Source organism: Microbacterium sp. ProA8 (assembly GCF_039905635.1).
Lineage (GTDB): Bacteria > Actinomycetota > Actinomycetes > Actinomycetales > Microbacteriaceae > Microbacterium > Microbacterium chionoecetis.
In genome coordinates this window covers 3,965,272-3,978,753 of sequence record NZ_CP157000.1, presented here as the reverse complement: position 1 = coordinate 3,978,753, position 13,482 = coordinate 3,965,272, and the positions used below count along the sequence as shown (strand labels likewise).

The following is a 13,482-nucleotide window of genomic DNA, read 5'->3' as shown; positions in this document are numbered from 1 at the left end:
GTCGAGATCGTGTGCTCTCGCCGACAGCACACGACGTTCACGTGCGTGACGTGTGCGCTCGGTGAGAGCGCATGTTCTCGACGGGCTCAGGCGTGATCGCGCGCCTGTCGCAGCCAGCGTTCGATGCCGGCGATGTGGACCTGGGCGATCGAGGTGGCGAGCTCGGCGTCGTGGTCGGCGATCGCGTCGAGGATCGCCCGGTGCTCGGCGAGGGTGCGTTCGACGGCGCCCGCCTGCGTCAGCCCCCGCCATACGCGTGCCCGCACCGTCTGACTGGTCAGGCTGTCCAGCAGGCTGGCGAGGTACTGATTGCCGGCCAGCAGCGCGATCGCGCTGTGGAAGCGCACGTCGTGCTCGACCAGGGACTCGATGTCGGTGTCGGGGGCGACTCCGCTGATCTCGGCATCCAGCGCCGCGACCTCGTCATCGCTCGCCTGCTGTGCCGCCAGGCCGGTCGCGTGGGACTCGAGCACCCGGCGCACGGCGAAGATCTCGAGCAGCGAGTCGTCGTCGTGCAGGTCGACGACGAACGAGATCGCCTCGAGGAGGAGCTGCGGCTCGAGACTCGTGACGTACGTGCCGTCGCCGCGCCGCACGTCCAGCACCCGGATGACTTCGAGCGCCTTGACCGCTTCGCGCATCGAACTGCGCGAGAGGCCCAGGCGCTCGGCGAGATCCTTCTCGGGAGGCAGCCGGGACCCGGGACCCAGCTCGCCGCGCACGATCATGTCTTTGATCTTCTCGATCGCTTCGTCGGTGACGGCCACGCGCCCATCTTAGACATCGGATGTCAGGCGGGCACGGATGCTGCGGCCGCCGTACGTCCGCGGCACAATGGAGGCCATGCGAGTCGTGGACGGACACCTCCATCTCTGGAATCCAGAGGTTCTGACGTACGACTGGTTGGAAGGACCGCTGCTCCGATCTTTCGGACCGGAGGAGCTCGATCTCGCGTTGCAGGACGCTCCCGACGACGACTTCGGCTTCGTGTTCGTCCAGGCGGAGTGCGCGCCGGACCAGTCGGTCGCCGAAGTCGACTGGGTCGCCTCGCTCGCACCGCACGTGCCGTTGCGCGGCATCGTCGCGCGCGCGCCGCTCGAGGATCCCGCCGCCACCGATGCGCACCTGCAGGCTTTCGCGAGCCGGCCGCTCGTGGTCGGGGTGCGCCGGCTGCTGCAGTCCGAGCCCGACGGTTTCGCCGCGGAGCCCGGCTTTCGCGACGCCGCCCGGGCCGTGGCATCCGCCGGCCTGTCCTTCGACGCGTGCGTGCGCTGGACGCAGCTGGCCGACGTGGTCGAGCTCGCCGACGCCGTGCCCGAGCTCACGATCGTGCTCGACCACCTCGGCAAGCCGCCGGTCGGTTCGGCGGACGACGCGGCCCCGACCGGCGGCACGCCCTGGGCGGCGGAGCTGCGCCGGCTGGCCCGACGCCACAACGTCGTGTGCAAGCTGTCGGGCCTGCCGGCGGAGTCGGAGGGGGAGTGGACCTCCGCGCAGCTGCGTCCGTTCCTCGACGTGGCGCTGGACGCCTTCGGTCCGCATCGCCTGCTGTTCGGCAGCGACTGGCCGGTCTCAGCCCCGTATGGCCGCTGGGTCGAGACCGTGGTCTCCTGGCTCGACGACCGCGTCGGCCCGCCCGATCGTGAGGCCGTGCTCGCCGAGAACGCCGAGCGGATCTACCGCCTCGGCTGAGCGGCGGAGGGTCACGGTCGCTGAGCGAGCGAAGCAGACGAGACGCCGGCGGCCGACGTCGCGCGCCGGGCTGCAAGCGTTTCGTCTCGCTCGTTCCTCGCTCGCTCAACGACCGGAGATCGGGGTGACTTCGTGGGGTGCGGTCGTTGAGCGAGGGAGCGCCGGCGACTGAGACGAAACGCCCCGGATGGCGGCGAGAGGGTCAGGAGCCGGCGGGGCGGAGGCGGAGGGGCGACATCCCGCCGTCCACCTCGATGTAGGTGCCCGTGGTCGAACCGGCGCGCGGGCTGACGAGGTAGAGCACCGCTGCGGCGACCTCGTCGGCCGACACCAGGCGCCCGTGCGGCTGCCGTGCCTCGAGCGCCGCCCGCTCGGCCGCCGGGTCGGGCGCGCCGGCGAGCAGGCGCCCGACCCACGGGGTGTCCGCGGTGCCCGGGTTGACCGCGTTGACGCGGATGCCCTCGCGCAGGTGGTCGGCCGCCATGGCCCTCGTGAGCGACAGCACCGCACCCTTCGACGCGCTGTACAGGGCGCGCTGCGGCAGGCCGGCGGTCGCGGCGATCGACGACGTGTTGCAGATCGCCGCCGCAGGTGACTGCCGCAGCCACGGCAGCGCCGCGGCGCTCACCCGCGCGATGCCGGTGACGTTGATCGACAGCACGCGCGCCCATTCGTCGTCGTCGTTCGCGGCGACGTCGCCCTGCGCGCCGATGCCGGCGTTGTTCACGAGGATGTCGATGCGGCCGAAGCGCTCGCCGACCGCGGCGATCGCGGCGTCGACGCCGGCGCGGTCCGACACGTCCGCGGCGAACGCGGCGAAGCGCGGGTCGGCGCCCGACGTGTCGCGGTCGAGCACGGCGACCTCGGCGCCCTCGTCGGCCATCGCCCGCGCGATCGCGGCGCCGATGCCCGAGGCGCCGCCCGTGACGACGGCGACCAGGCCGTCCAGCTGCCCGCTCACCGCATCGCCTCCCATGCCACGAACTCCTGGCGCTGCGCGCCGAGGCCCTCGATCTCGATGTCGACGACGTCGCCGGCCCTGAGATAAGGGAACTTGCCGCCGAACGCCACGCCCTGCGGGGTGCCGGTGAGGATGAGGTCGCCGGGCTCGAGCGTCGCGAACTGCGAGAGGTGGTGCACGATGGTGCGCACGTCGAAGATCATGTCGCTCGTGTTCGAGTGCTGACGGGGCTCGCCGTTGACGAAGCTCTTCAGTTCCAGATTCTGCGCGTCGACCTCGTCGGGCGTGACCAGCCACGGTCCCGTGGGGTTGAAGCCGGGCGCGATCTTGCCCTTCGACCACTGCCCGCCCGAGACCTCCATCTGGAACGTGCGCTCCGAGACGTCGTTGGCGACGACGAAGCCCGCGATGTGCGCGTCGACCTCGTCGACGCTGTCGAGGTACGCCGCACGGCGGCCGATCACGACGCCGAGCTCAACCTCCCAGTCGGTCTTCTCGCTGCCGCGCGGGATCGTCACGGCGTCGTTCGGCCCGACGACGGTGTTCGGCGTCTTCAGGAAGATGATGGGCACGGTCGGCGGCTCGGCGCCGGACTCGCGCGCGTGCGCGGCGTAGTTCTGGCCGATGCAGATGAGGGCGCTCGGCCGCGCGATGGGGGCGCCGATGCGGAGCGAGCCGGCGTCCGTCAACTCGGGCAGAAGCCCGTCGGCGATCGCGGCGGACGTGCGACCGACGGGATCGTCGGCCAGGAACCGGCCGTCCACATCCGATGTGAGCGGGCGCAGATCGAGGCGACGATCGCCGTCGAAGACGACGGGGATCTCGCTGCCGGACTCGCCGAGGCGCGCGAACTTCATTGCTCTCCTGAATTCTCGATGCGGGTGGCGTCGATGCCGTCGCACCCCGCGGGGCGTGATTGACAGTATAGACATCGGATGTTTACACTGCGAGCGGTTCGATCTCGCGAACCGCAATCGCAGGAGACCGCCCCGTGAGCCGCATCGTCGCGTTCGAGACCACAGACATCCGATTCCCGACGTCGCTCAGCCTCGACGGCTCCGACGCGATGAACCCGGATCCCGACTACTCCGCCGCCTACCTCCGCATCGTCACGGATGCCGCAGACGGCGTCGACGGCCACGCCTTCGTGTTCACGATCGGCCGGGGCAACGACGTGCAGGTCGCCGCGCTCGACGCCCTCGCCGGGCACCTGGTCGGCCGTGAGCTGGAGCCGCTCCTGGACGACATGGGCGCGACGAATCGCGAACTCATCGGCGACTCGCAGCTGCGCTGGCTGGGCCCCGAGAAGGGCGTCATGCACATGGCGATCGGCGCGGTCGTGAACGCGCTGTGGGACATCAAGGCCAAGCGCGCCGGGCTTCCGCTCTGGCAGCTGCTCTCGCGCATGAGCCCCGAGGAGATCGTGGCGCTCGTCGACTTCCGCTACCTCACCAACGCCCTGACTCCCGAGGACGCACTCGAGATCCTCCGCGACGCCGAGCCCGGCCGCGCCGCTCGCGAGCGGGAACTGCTCGCGAGCGGCTTCCCGGCCTACACCACCAGCCCCGGCTGGCTCGGCTACTCCGACGAGAAGCTCGCGCGGCTCTGCCGCGAGGCGATCGCCGACGGATTCGGCCAGATCAAGCTCAAGGTGGGCGCCGACCTCGACGACGACATCCGCCGCCTGCGCGTCGCCCGCGACGTGTGCGGGCCCGACTTCCCGATCGCGATCGACGCGAACCAGCGCTGGGAGGTGTCGGAGGCCGTCGCGTGGGTGAACGCGCTCGCCGAGTTCGGCATTGCGTGGATCGAAGAGCCCACCAGCCCCGACGACGTGCTCGGCCATGCCGAGATCGCCCGCGGTGTCGCCCCGGTGCGCGTGGCGACCGGCGAGCATGCCCAGAACCGGGTGATCTTCAAGCAGCTGCTGCAGGCCGACGCCATCGCGGTGATGCAGATCGACGCCGCGCGCGTCGGCGGCGTCAACGAGAACATCGCGAACCTGCTGCTCGCGGCGAAGTTCGGTGTGCCGGTGTGCCCCCACGCGGGCGGCGTCGGGCTGTGCGAGGCGGTGCAGCACCTCTCGATGTTCGACTTCGTGGCGGTCAGCGGCAGCCGCGAGGGGCGCATGATCGAGTACGTCGACCACCTGCACGAGCACTTCGTCGTGCCGACCGATGTCCGGGGCGGCGTCTACGTCGCCCCGCTCGCACCGGGGATCGGCATGGAGATGAAGGCCGCGAGCCGCGCGGAGTACGAGTGGAGGGCCGCTCGTGTCGCCGTCTGAGCCGCGCACGCCCGCGCTGACCCGCCTCGGCTACGGCGCCGCGAACATCGGCAACCTCTTCCGCGAGGTCACCGACGATCAGGCGTGGGCCATCCTCGACGCGGCCTGGGAGAGCGGCATCCGCTACTTCGACACCGCGCCGCACTACGGCCTCGGCCTCTCGGAACGGCGGCTCGGTGCGTTCCTGCGGACGAAGCCCCGCGACGAGTTCGTGATCTCGACGAAGGCCGGGCGGCTGCTGCGTGCGAACCCCGTCGACGACGGCGGGCTCGACCTCGCCGCCGACTTCCACGTGCGCACGACGCTGCGCCGCGAATGGGACTTCTCCGAGGCCGGCATCCGCGCCAGCCTCGAAGAGTCGCTCCAGCGCCTCGGGCTCGACCGTGTCGACGTCCTCTACCTGCACGACCCCGAGCGTCACGACCTCGACCTCGCGCTGCAGGAGGGCTTCCCCGCTCTCGAGCAGCTCCGCGCGGAGGGTGCCGTCGACGCCGTCGGCATCGGCTCGATGACCGCCGACGCGCTCGCCGCGGCCGTGCGCGGCGCGAATCTCGACCTCATCATGATCGCGGGCCGGTACACGCTGCTCGAGCAGCCCGCCGCCGAGGACGTGCTGCCGGCGTGCCACGAGCACGAGACCGGCGTGGTCGCGGCATCCGTCTTCAATTCCGGCTTGCTGGCGAAGGACGAGCCCACGCGCGACGACCGCTACGAATACGGACGGATGCCGGAGCCGCTGTGGCAGCACCTGCAGCGCATCGTCGCGGTCTGCCGCGCGCACGACGTGCCGTTGCCCGCGGCAGCGGTGCAGTTCGCGCTGCGGGATTGGGCCGTCCGCTCGGTCGTCGTCGGTGGGAGCCGCCCCGAGCAGCTGCGCCGCAACGCGGAGCTCATGGCGGTCGACATCCCCGGCGCGCTATGGGACGATCTGGCCGCCCAAGGCCTCCTCCGCTGACGAAGGAACCGGGCGACCACGTACGGCAACGCACTGCTGCGCACGGGCGTCGGGGGGCACCCGTCCGCCGGCTGACGAGCGGCGCGGCTTCAGCCGTTCAGGCCGAACAGGTCCAGCGGGTGCGTGAGCCGCCACCACGGCGACGGGTCGCTGATGTCGGCGGTGAGCTGCAGGTCGACCGCGGTCTCGTCGAGCGGTCCGGTCACGGTGAGGGAGCCGATCACGTCGCCCGCGTCGCGGCTCTCGTCGAGGTCGTAGGTGGTGGTGACCGTGCCGCTGCCGCCGTTCCACAGGATCACCGACGCATCGCCGGCGGTGATGACGTCGACTTCGTCGCCCCACAGGGTCTCGACCTGTCCGGCGACGGTGTTCGCCGTGACCGAGGGCTTCAGCTGCAGCTCCGCCTCGAGCTGGGCGTAGATCGCGCGGGAGGCGGCCAGCCGGGCCTCGTCATCGGGCTGACCCAGCACCGAGGCGTACAGGCGCACCGTCGTGTCGCCGACCGTGATGTCCTTCGCCGACAGCAGGTTCCAGTCATCCAGCGTTCCGGTCTTGATGCCCACGACGCCCGGATCGGCGAGCAGGCCGTTCGTGTTCTTGACGTTGCCGGCGCCGGGCAGGTCGACGGACTGCTTCGCGACGATCTCGGCGATCACCGGATGCGCGAGGGCCTTCTGCGCGAGCACCACGAGCGCCTCGGGGCTGGCGGTGTTGCGCGGGTCCATGCCTGTCGGCTCGTAGACGGTCACACCGGGCACGCCGTGCGCGGCGAGCCAGGACGACGCCGCCGAGGCGAAGACGGCATCGGAAGGCCAGATGCTCTGCGCCAGGCGGTCGGCGTAGTTGTTGGCGGAGCCCACGAGGATGCCCTCGAGCATCTGGTACTCGGTGAGCGAGCCGTTGACCGGCACGTTGAGGGCCGATTCGCCGTTGCCGAGGTACTGCCAATAGCGGGAGCGGTCGGCCGACGTGAAGCGGAACTCGGGTCCCTGCTCGCCCAGCGCCAGCGGCATCTCTTCGAGGACGACCAGCGCGGTCACGACCTTGGTGATGCTGGCGATCGCGTCGGGGTCGGCGCTGGACGCGAGGGTGCCCGTGATGCCGGCGACCCCTTCGGCAGCACTGCCCTCCGCCGGCCACGCCGGCGCGGCGACGGGTGCCGCGATCGGCTGGACCTCCATCGCGATGACGGTGGGGGCGACGGCGTGCAGAGGCCACAGCAGCGTGGTCGCCGCGTAGGCCCCGAACACCGCGGCGATTGCGAGCGTGGGGACGATGACGCCGGCACGCAGCGGCGAGCGCCGCGGGGCCTGGGACAGCAGGTCCGCGTCGACGGTGACGTAGGGGGTGGCGGCAGCGGCCAGGTCGCCCGGCGCGGCACCGCGGCCGATGGTCGTCTCGTCCACCCAGGCGAGCGCGGTGCGTCCGCCGCCCGCCGCAGTGGCGCCGACCCGGTCATCTGCGGCGTCGGGGAGGACGGCGTGACCGGTGGGGTCCCAGGTCGCGACCGGCGCCGTGGGCTCGGGGATCACCGGTGCGGTCTGCGGCGCCGGCTGGAACACGGGCGCCGCCTGGAACTCCGGCGCGGCCTGGAACGCCGGCGCTCCCTCGAACACCGGCACCGTGGGGCTCGTCGCAGCGGCATCGCCCAGCGGCACAGTGGCGATGGTCGAGGGGACGGCCGGCACGTCGTCCGGAGCGGTGCTGCTGCCGGGTGGGGTGACGACCGTCTCACCGGTCGCGACCGTCAGGATGCCGCTTTCCGAAGGGTCGGACCCGGGAGCGATCGGCACGTCGCCGGTCTGTGCCCGGCGCGCGCGGCGCGTGGGCACAGGGGCGTCGTCGAGGGTCATCCACCCAAAATACCCGGGATCGCGGCGGTATACTGACGTCACACAACCACGGGAGTCCGGTGAGCCGGGCTGAGAGGAAGCGACCCACGCTTCGACCGTCGAACCTGATCCGGATCATGCCGGCGCAGGGAGGAGCTCATATGCACACGTCCACGTCCGCATCCACTCCCGTTGCGGCCACACCGCAGAGCGCGCGCAACCTGCGCTGGCGGGTCGTCGACATCGTCGTCGCCGCCGTTCTCGGCGTCGCCATCGGCCTCGTCTTCTGGGCCTGGAACACGGTGGGCTACGCCTGGTTCACCGCCATGGACGGCCTCACGCCCGGCCTCGGCGGACTTGCCGTCGGCATCTGGCTGATCGGCGGGGTGATCGGCGGCCTGGTGATCCGCAAGCCCGGAGCCGCGCTGCTCGTCGAGGTGATCGCCGCGATCGTCTCCATGCTCATCGGCAACGTGTGGGGCGTGTCGACCCTGCTGTCGGGCCTCGTCCAGGGCCTCGGCGCCGAGCTGATCTTCGCCCTCTTCCTCTATCGCCGCTTCACGCTTCCCGTGGCGATGCTCGCCGGTGCCGGCGCCGCAGTGGGCGCCTGGGTGTTCGAGCTGTTCTACGGCAGCTCGCCCAACATCCTCAAGACGCTCGAGTTCAACGCGATCTACCTGGTGTCGCTCATCGTGTCGGGCGCGCTGCTCGCCGGCGTCGTCGGCTGGCTCGCGGTGCGCGCGCTCGCGGCGACCGGTGCGCTCAACCGCTTCGCGGCAGGACGCGAAGCGCGCCGCGAGGTCTGACGATGGGGGCGACCGGCCCCGCACGCCTCACCGCGGCGGGCTGGGGATGGCGTTACGCCGGCCGGCGGGCACCCGCCGTCCGCGACGTCTCGTTCACGATCGAGCCGGGGGAGCGTGTGCTGCTCCTCGGCGCCTCGGGCGCCGGAAAGTCGACGCTGCTCGCGGGCATGGCCGGCCTTCTGGGCGGCGCCGACGAAGGCGACGAGACCGGTTCGCTCCTCATCGACGGCGAGCGGGCGGAAGCGCACCGCGGCCGCGTCGGTCTGGTGCTGCAAGACCCCGACGCCGGCGTGGTGCTGTCGAAGGTGGGCGACGACGTCGCCTTCGGCTGCGAGAACCTCGGTGTGCCGGCGGCCGACATCCCGGCGCGCGTCGCCGAGGCGCTCGAGGCGGTCGGTCTGGACGTGCCCCTCGCCCGGCAGACGAAGTCGCTCTCGGGAGGGCAGAAGCAGCGCCTCGCCCTGGCCGGGGTGCTCGCGATGCGACCCGGTGTGCTGCTGCTCGACGAGCCGACGGCGAACCTCGATCCCGACGGCGTCCGTGAGGTGCGCGCGAGCATCGAGCACGCGCTCGGCGACACCGGGGCGACCCTCGTGGTGATCGAGCACCGCACGGCGGTCTGGGCCGACCTGATGGACCGGGTCATCGTCGTAGGCGCCGACGGCGGACTGCTCGCCGACGGCACGCCGGCCGACGTCTTCGCCCGTCACGGCGAGGCGCTCGCCGCCGCAGGGGTGTGGGTGCCCGGTCGCCCGGTCGAGCTGCCGGTGCGGGCTGGGGCCTCGGCCGACGCCGCTGCGGCGGTCGAGGCATCCGCTCTCTCGATCTCGCGCGATGGACGCAGCGTCGTCCGCGCCGGGCTCGACGTCCGCGTGCCGCGCGGCGCGGCGACGGTGATCACCGGCCCCAACGGCGCCGGCAAGTCCACCCTGGCGCTCACCCTCGCCGGGCTGCTGCCCGAGGCCGCGGGCGAGGTCATCGCCGCGCCCGAGCTCGCCGGGCGCTCGGGCCGCCGGCCGTCGCGGTGGACGTCGCGCGAGCTGCTCACGCGCATCGGCACGGTGTTCCAGGAGCCGGAGCACCAGTTCCTCGCCTCGACCGTGCGCGACGAGCTCGCGATCGGGCCGCGCTCGCGCGGCGTCGACCCGGCGGCGGTCGACGCGATCGTCGACGAGCTGCTCGAGCGCCTGCACCTCGCGCCGCTCGCGGCCGCGAATCCGTTCACGCTGTCGGGCGGGCAGAAGCGCCGGCTCTCGGTGGCGACCGTGCTCGCCGACGCGCCGCCGGTGATCGTGCTCGACGAGCCGACGTTCGGGCAGGACCGCCGCGGCTGGATCGAGCTCGTGCAGCTGCTGCAGTCCGAGATCGACGCGGGCACCACCGTCGTCGCCGTCACGCACGACGAGGACGTGCTGCGCCACCTCGGCGGCCACCGCATCGATCTCGGCGGCGTGGGGTCGGCCCGTGACCGGGGCGTGGGGCCGCTGCCGGTGGGGGTGCGATCGTGACCGCCGTCGCTCCGCGCACCGGCGCGAACGATGTCGAGGCCGAGCGGAGGGCGTGGCTGGACGGCGTCAACCCGGTCACCAAGATCGTGCTCGCGCTGCTGCTGTCGGTGCCGCTGTTCGCCTCGATCGACGTCACGAGCGCCGTCGTGGCGATCATCCTGCAGCTCGCCTGCATCCCGCTGACGGGCCTCGGCGCCATGACCGTGCTGAAGCGGATGCTGCCCATCCTCTTCTTCGCACCGATCGCCGGCATCAGCATGCTGCTGTACGCCGAGCCGGGCGGGACCGTGTACTGGTCGTTCTGGTACGCCACGATCAGCGACGATTCGATCGCGCTCGCCCTCGCCGTGTGCGTGCGCGTGCTCGCCCTCGCGCTGCCGACGATCCTGCTGTTCGGTCGCACGGATCCCACCGAGCTCGCCGACGCCCTCGCGCAGGTCGCGAAGCTGCCGAGCCGGTTCGTGCTCGGGGTGCTGGCCGGCACCCGCACGCTGGGCCTCTTCCTCGACGACTGGCGCAGCATGGGTCTCGCGCGCCGCGCGCGCGGCGTGGGCGACAGCGGCGCGATCCGCCGCTTCTTCTCCATGGCGTTCGTCCTGCTCGTGTTCGCCGTACGGCGGGGCACGAAGCTCGCGATGGCGATGGAGGCGCGCGGCTTCGGCTCCGACATCCCCCGCACCTGGTCGCGGCCCTCGCGCCTGCATCCGCGCGACCTCGTGGCGCTCGTCGGAGGCGCCGCGATCATGGCCCTGGCCATCGGCGCCGCGGTCGCCGCCGGGACCTTCCGCTTCGTCTGGTCCTGACCCCCGGTCGTTGAGCGAGCGAGGAACGAGCGAGACGAAACGCCTCGGACCGCACGGCTCATTCGTGTCCTGACCCGGGGTGCGGTCCGGACATCGCGGGATTCCGGATGCCGTTGACCGGCGTTTGCTGGACCGCACGGCTCACTCGTGTCCTGACCGGGTGCGGTCCGGACATCGCGGGATTCCGGATGCCGTTGACCGGCGTTTGCTGGACCGCACGGCTCACTCGTGCCCTGACCCCGGGTCGTTGAGCGAGCGAGGAACGAGCGAGACGAAACGCCCCGGACCGGACGCGAACGTCGGCGACGCTGCGTCAGTCGGCCGCGACGAGCCGCTCGTAAGCGGGCTGCAGCGCGGGGAAGTAGTCGTCCCACACCACGGTGCCGGCATCCAGACCGGCCTGGGCGGCGACGAGCCGGTCGAGGTAGTACTCCCACCCCGGACCGATCGAGCCGACGTCCTCGCCGGGATTCAGCCGCTGGCCGAAGGTGAGCACGGTGTCCCCGGGGGAGTCCTCGGCGAGCTCGAACCACAGATGCCACGAGCCACTGCCCTGCGAGGTGTCGCCGGCGAACCGCCGTGGCGGGTCGCACTCGAGGATCGTGTACTCCTCGGGGGCGGCATCCTGGCTCTCCGACGTCATGTAGAACGTGACGTGGCCGGTCTTCGGATCGCCCTCCCACCGGCCGATCCAGCGTTCGAGCCGCGCGGATTCGGTGAGCTCGCGCCAGATCTCGTCGGCACCGGCGCGGAACCGTCGCAGGATCACGAGGTTGGGGTGCCCGTCGATCTTGCAGACGGTGCCGGTGATCGAGGGGCCGTTGTTCTCGGTCATGTCGCGTTCCAGAGGTCTCGGTAGTACGACAGACGCTCGCGGTCGGGTTCGACCCCGTACGCCTCGATGAGGGCGTCCTCCCATCCCTCGCCATAGTTCCACGTCGTCGACATCGACGCCACGGCGATGTCGGCCCAGCGGTCGCCGAGGCCGAGCGTGCCGAGGTCGACGTGCGCCGTCCATCGGCCGTCGTCGCCGATCAGCGTGTTGGGGCAGCAGGCATCGCCGTGGCACACGACGAGGCGGTCGATGGGCGGCGCCTCGCGCAGCGCGTCGGGCACACGGATGCCGCGACCCTCGGCATTCGCGATGCGCGCGGTCACGCCCCAGTCGAACGGGCAGTCCGCCACGGGCAGCGCGTCGTGCAGGGCGCGCAGGCCCTCGCCGACGGCGCGGACGGCGACCGCCGGATGCGCCCGCCACGCGGGATCCACGGCGGATGCGCCCGCCAGCGCCGCGGTGACCATCCACTCGTGAGTGTCGTCGGCTCCCGCCTCGAGGACGCGCGGCACCGCGGTGTGCGCGCCGGCCCAGCCCAGGCGCTCCGCCTCTCCCGCGAACGAGGACTCGGCGTTGCGCGGCCCGTGCTTGACATAGCGGCCGTCGTCGGTGCGGAACGTCAGTCCGCCGTAGTCGTTGCGCCACACCGGAACCAGCGCTGCGCCGCGCGCCAGCGCACGCACCCGTGCGGGCACCTCGACATCGACCGGCGGGATGTTCATCCCTCCATCCTGCCCGTTGCCGTCCGGCGTCCTGCGGAACTCCACGGATTCGCGCTGCGCTCGCGCCCAGAGCGCCGTGACTTCGAGGCCGAAGCTCCAGCTGGGCGGCGAATCCGTGGAGTTCTGCAGCTCAGGCCTGGAGCGCCTCGCGGAGGATGAGGGCGTGGTTGTGCGACTCGTCGGCGACCGCGTGCAGCAGCGTCACCACCGGGCGGGATGACAGCTCCGCGCGCAGCGACTCCACGGCGGCACGGGCCGGCCCCTCGAGCTCGGCCCGGTAGGCGGCCTCGAAGTCGGTCCACGAGAGGTCTCCGAGGTGGAACGCCTTCCGCAGCTCGGTCGAGGGCGCGACATCCTTCGCCCACAGGTCGAGGGCCGCCCGCTCCTTCGACAGGCCGCGCGGCCAGAGCCGGTCGACGAGCACGCGGAATCCGTCGTCCGCCGGGTCGTCGTAGACGCGCTTGAGCCGGACCTCCATGGCTCCATCCAAGCCGCCAGGGCGATCGCGCACCAGCCGCGTGATGGGATGGAGCCATGCCCGCCACCACGCGCGTCACCCGCCGTCGAGGACCGCTCACGGCTCTGGAGGGAGTGGAGCCGGCGCTCGCGATCGGGGATGCCGCGGCCCGTCACGTCCGGCTGACTCCGGACGGGCTGGCGCCCTGGCTGGGCGAATCGCCGGCCGGTTTCGTGCCGTGGGGCGAGGTGCGCCTGCTCGTCGTGGAGCCGCCGACGACGTGGTGGCCCCACCCCGTGATCGGTGACTCGGTCGGACCGCTGCTGGAGGGCCTCCTCAGCGGCGGCGGGTCTTTCGTCGAAGGAACGGAGACGCCGACCTTCCCGGTGCGGGTCGCGACCGACGGCGGCGGGACCGAGTGGGGCGTCACTCAGCACTATCTGTCGGGGTATCGTCGCGCCGAGGCGCGGGCGACCACACGGCTGGCCGAGTACCTGACCGATCGGCCCGAGGCGCGCCTGCTGCTGGCTCGGCCTGCCGAGCTCCTCGATCGCATCGCCACGCTGATACGGGTGCGCCCGCCGACCGCGTGACCGCGTGACCGCGTGACCGCGTGGCGACACG

14 protein-coding genes and 1 riboswitch are annotated in these 13,482 nt (G+C 72.0%); of the genes, 7 read left to right on the top strand and 7 right to left on the bottom strand.

From position 1 onward, the window contains the following. Nucleotides 1–86: 86 nt before the first annotated feature. Nucleotides 87–767, bottom strand: coding sequence for a FadR/GntR family transcriptional regulator (locus ABG085_RS17765; protein WP_347977071.1), 681 nt, complete (start codon nucleotides 765–767; stop codon nucleotides 87–89). A 76-nt stretch (nucleotides 768–843) separates the two neighbouring features. On the opposite strand from ABG085_RS17765, the gene ABG085_RS17760 reads away from it, so the two are divergent. Continuing rightward, nucleotides 844–1,692 carry an amidohydrolase family protein gene (locus ABG085_RS17760; RefSeq protein WP_347977070.1) on the top strand — a complete coding sequence of 283 codons (849 nt, stop codon included), beginning with the start codon at nucleotides 844–846 and terminating at the stop codon, nucleotides 1,690–1,692. Between the two features lie 202 nt (nucleotides 1,693–1,894). Here ABG085_RS17760 and ABG085_RS17755 read toward each other — a convergent pair whose 3' ends face one another. Next, nucleotides 1,895–2,668 carry an SDR family oxidoreductase gene (locus ABG085_RS17755; RefSeq protein ID WP_347977069.1) on the bottom strand — a complete coding sequence of 258 codons (774 nt, stop codon included), beginning with the start codon at nucleotides 2,666–2,668 and terminating at the stop codon, nucleotides 1,895–1,897. After that, nucleotides 2,650–3,510, bottom strand: coding sequence for a fumarylacetoacetate hydrolase family protein (locus tag ABG085_RS17750; RefSeq protein ID WP_347977068.1), 861 nt, complete (start codon nucleotides 3,508–3,510; stop codon nucleotides 2,650–2,652). Before ABG085_RS17750 ends, ABG085_RS17755 begins: the two co-directional genes overlap by 19 nt. A gap of 134 nt (nucleotides 3,511–3,644) precedes the next feature. Here ABG085_RS17750 and ABG085_RS17745 point away from each other — a divergent pair, with 134 nt between their 5' ends. Further along, nucleotides 3,645–4,940 (top strand): L-fuconate dehydratase, encoded by a 1,296-nt coding sequence (locus tag ABG085_RS17745; protein ID WP_347977067.1) that lies wholly within the window; start codon nucleotides 3,645–3,647, stop codon nucleotides 4,938–4,940. Beyond that, on the top strand, nucleotides 4,927–5,895 hold the full coding sequence (locus tag ABG085_RS17740) for an aldo/keto reductase (RefSeq protein ID WP_347977066.1): 969 nt from the start codon (nucleotides 4,927–4,929) through the stop codon (nucleotides 5,893–5,895). The genes ABG085_RS17745 and ABG085_RS17740 overlap by 14 nt, the downstream gene beginning before the upstream one ends. A gap of 89 nt (nucleotides 5,896–5,984) precedes the next feature. Here the strand turns inward: ABG085_RS17740 and ABG085_RS17735 are convergent, their stop codons facing one another. After that, on the bottom strand, nucleotides 5,985–7,748 hold the full coding sequence (locus tag ABG085_RS17735; RefSeq protein ID WP_347977065.1) for a D-alanyl-D-alanine carboxypeptidase: 1,764 nt from the start codon (nucleotides 7,746–7,748) through the stop codon (nucleotides 5,985–5,987). A 38-nt stretch (nucleotides 7,749–7,786) separates the two neighbouring features. Then, nucleotides 7,787–7,896: riboswitch (TPP riboswitch) on the top strand. On the opposite strand from ABG085_RS17735, the gene ABG085_RS17730 reads away from it, so the two are divergent. From ABG085_RS17730 to ABG085_RS17720, 3 genes are all read left to right on the top strand, one after another. Then, nucleotides 7,889–8,533, top strand: a complete 645-nt coding sequence (locus tag ABG085_RS17730) for an ECF transporter S component (RefSeq protein WP_347977064.1) — start codon at nucleotides 7,889–7,891, stop codon at nucleotides 8,531–8,533. Its footprint overlaps the riboswitch before it by 8 nt. A 2-nt stretch (nucleotides 8,534–8,535) precedes the next feature. Continuing rightward, nucleotides 8,536–10,041 (top strand): ABC transporter ATP-binding protein, encoded by a 1,506-nt coding sequence (locus ABG085_RS17725; RefSeq protein ID WP_347977063.1) that lies wholly within the window; start codon nucleotides 8,536–8,538, stop codon nucleotides 10,039–10,041. Further along, nucleotides 10,038–10,844: an energy-coupling factor transporter transmembrane component T gene (locus ABG085_RS17720; RefSeq protein ID WP_347977062.1), complete on the top strand. Its 807-nt coding sequence runs from the start codon at nucleotides 10,038–10,040 to the stop codon at nucleotides 10,842–10,844. The genes ABG085_RS17725 and ABG085_RS17720 overlap by 4 nt, the downstream gene beginning before the upstream one ends. A 313-nt stretch (nucleotides 10,845–11,157) precedes the next feature. Here the strand turns inward: ABG085_RS17720 and ABG085_RS17715 are convergent, their stop codons facing one another. The 3 genes from ABG085_RS17715 to ABG085_RS17705 all read right to left on the bottom strand — a co-directional run bounded on the left by ABG085_RS17715 (nucleotide 11,158) and on the right by ABG085_RS17705 (nucleotide 12,879). After that, entirely contained in the window at nucleotides 11,158–11,679 is a 522-nt protein-coding gene (locus ABG085_RS17715; RefSeq protein WP_347977061.1) for an SRPBCC family protein, read from the bottom strand. Next, nucleotides 11,676–12,401 carry an aminoglycoside 3'-phosphotransferase gene (locus ABG085_RS17710; protein ID WP_347977060.1) on the bottom strand — a complete coding sequence of 242 codons (726 nt, stop codon included), beginning with the start codon at nucleotides 12,399–12,401 and terminating at the stop codon, nucleotides 11,676–11,678. The genes ABG085_RS17715 and ABG085_RS17710 overlap by 4 nt, the downstream gene beginning before the upstream one ends. Before the next feature lie 130 nt (nucleotides 12,402–12,531). After that, nucleotides 12,532–12,879, bottom strand: a complete 348-nt coding sequence (locus ABG085_RS17705; RefSeq protein WP_347977059.1) for a DUF488 family protein — start codon at nucleotides 12,877–12,879, stop codon at nucleotides 12,532–12,534. A gap of 56 nt (nucleotides 12,880–12,935) precedes the next feature. On the opposite strand from ABG085_RS17705, the gene ABG085_RS17700 reads away from it, so the two are divergent. Then, the gene (locus ABG085_RS17700; RefSeq protein WP_347977058.1) at nucleotides 12,936–13,451 is read left to right on the top strand and encodes a hypothetical protein; all 516 of its coding nucleotides are present in this window, start codon (nucleotides 12,936–12,938) and stop codon (nucleotides 13,449–13,451) included. Nucleotides 13,452–13,482: the final 31 nt, after the last annotated feature.

What these genes read in the sequence shown, in the direction of transcription:
- ABG085_RS17760 (WP_347977070.1), top strand. Translation starts at nt 844, where the DNA reads ATGCGAGTCGTGGACGGACACCTCCATCTCTGGAATCCAGAGGTTCTG.
- ABG085_RS17755 (WP_347977069.1), bottom strand. Translation starts at nt 2,668, where the DNA reads ATGGGAGGCGATGCGGTGAGCGGGCAGCTGGACGGCCTGGTCGCCGTC.
- ABG085_RS17750 (WP_347977068.1), bottom strand. Translation starts at nt 3,510, where the DNA reads ATGAAGTTCGCGCGCCTCGGCGAGTCCGGCAGCGAGATCCCCGTCGTC.
- ABG085_RS17735 (WP_347977065.1), bottom strand. Translation starts at nt 7,748, where the DNA reads ATGACCCTCGACGACGCCCCTGTGCCCACGCGCCGCGCGCGCCGGGCA.
- ABG085_RS17730 (WP_347977064.1), top strand. Translation starts at nt 7,889, where the DNA reads ATGCACACGTCCACGTCCGCATCCACTCCCGTTGCGGCCACACCGCAG.
- ABG085_RS17725 (WP_347977063.1), top strand. Translation starts at nt 8,536, where the DNA reads ATGGGGGCGACCGGCCCCGCACGCCTCACCGCGGCGGGCTGGGGATGG.
- ABG085_RS17715 (WP_347977061.1), bottom strand. Translation starts at nt 11,679, where the DNA reads ATGACCGAGAACAACGGCCCCTCGATCACCGGCACCGTCTGCAAGATC.
- ABG085_RS17710 (WP_347977060.1), bottom strand. Translation starts at nt 12,401, where the DNA reads ATGAACATCCCGCCGGTCGATGTCGAGGTGCCCGCACGGGTGCGTGCG.
- ABG085_RS17705 (WP_347977059.1), bottom strand. Translation starts at nt 12,879, where the DNA reads ATGGAGGTCCGGCTCAAGCGCGTCTACGACGACCCGGCGGACGACGGA.
- ABG085_RS17700 (WP_347977058.1), top strand. Translation starts at nt 12,936, where the DNA reads ATGCCCGCCACCACGCGCGTCACCCGCCGTCGAGGACCGCTCACGGCT.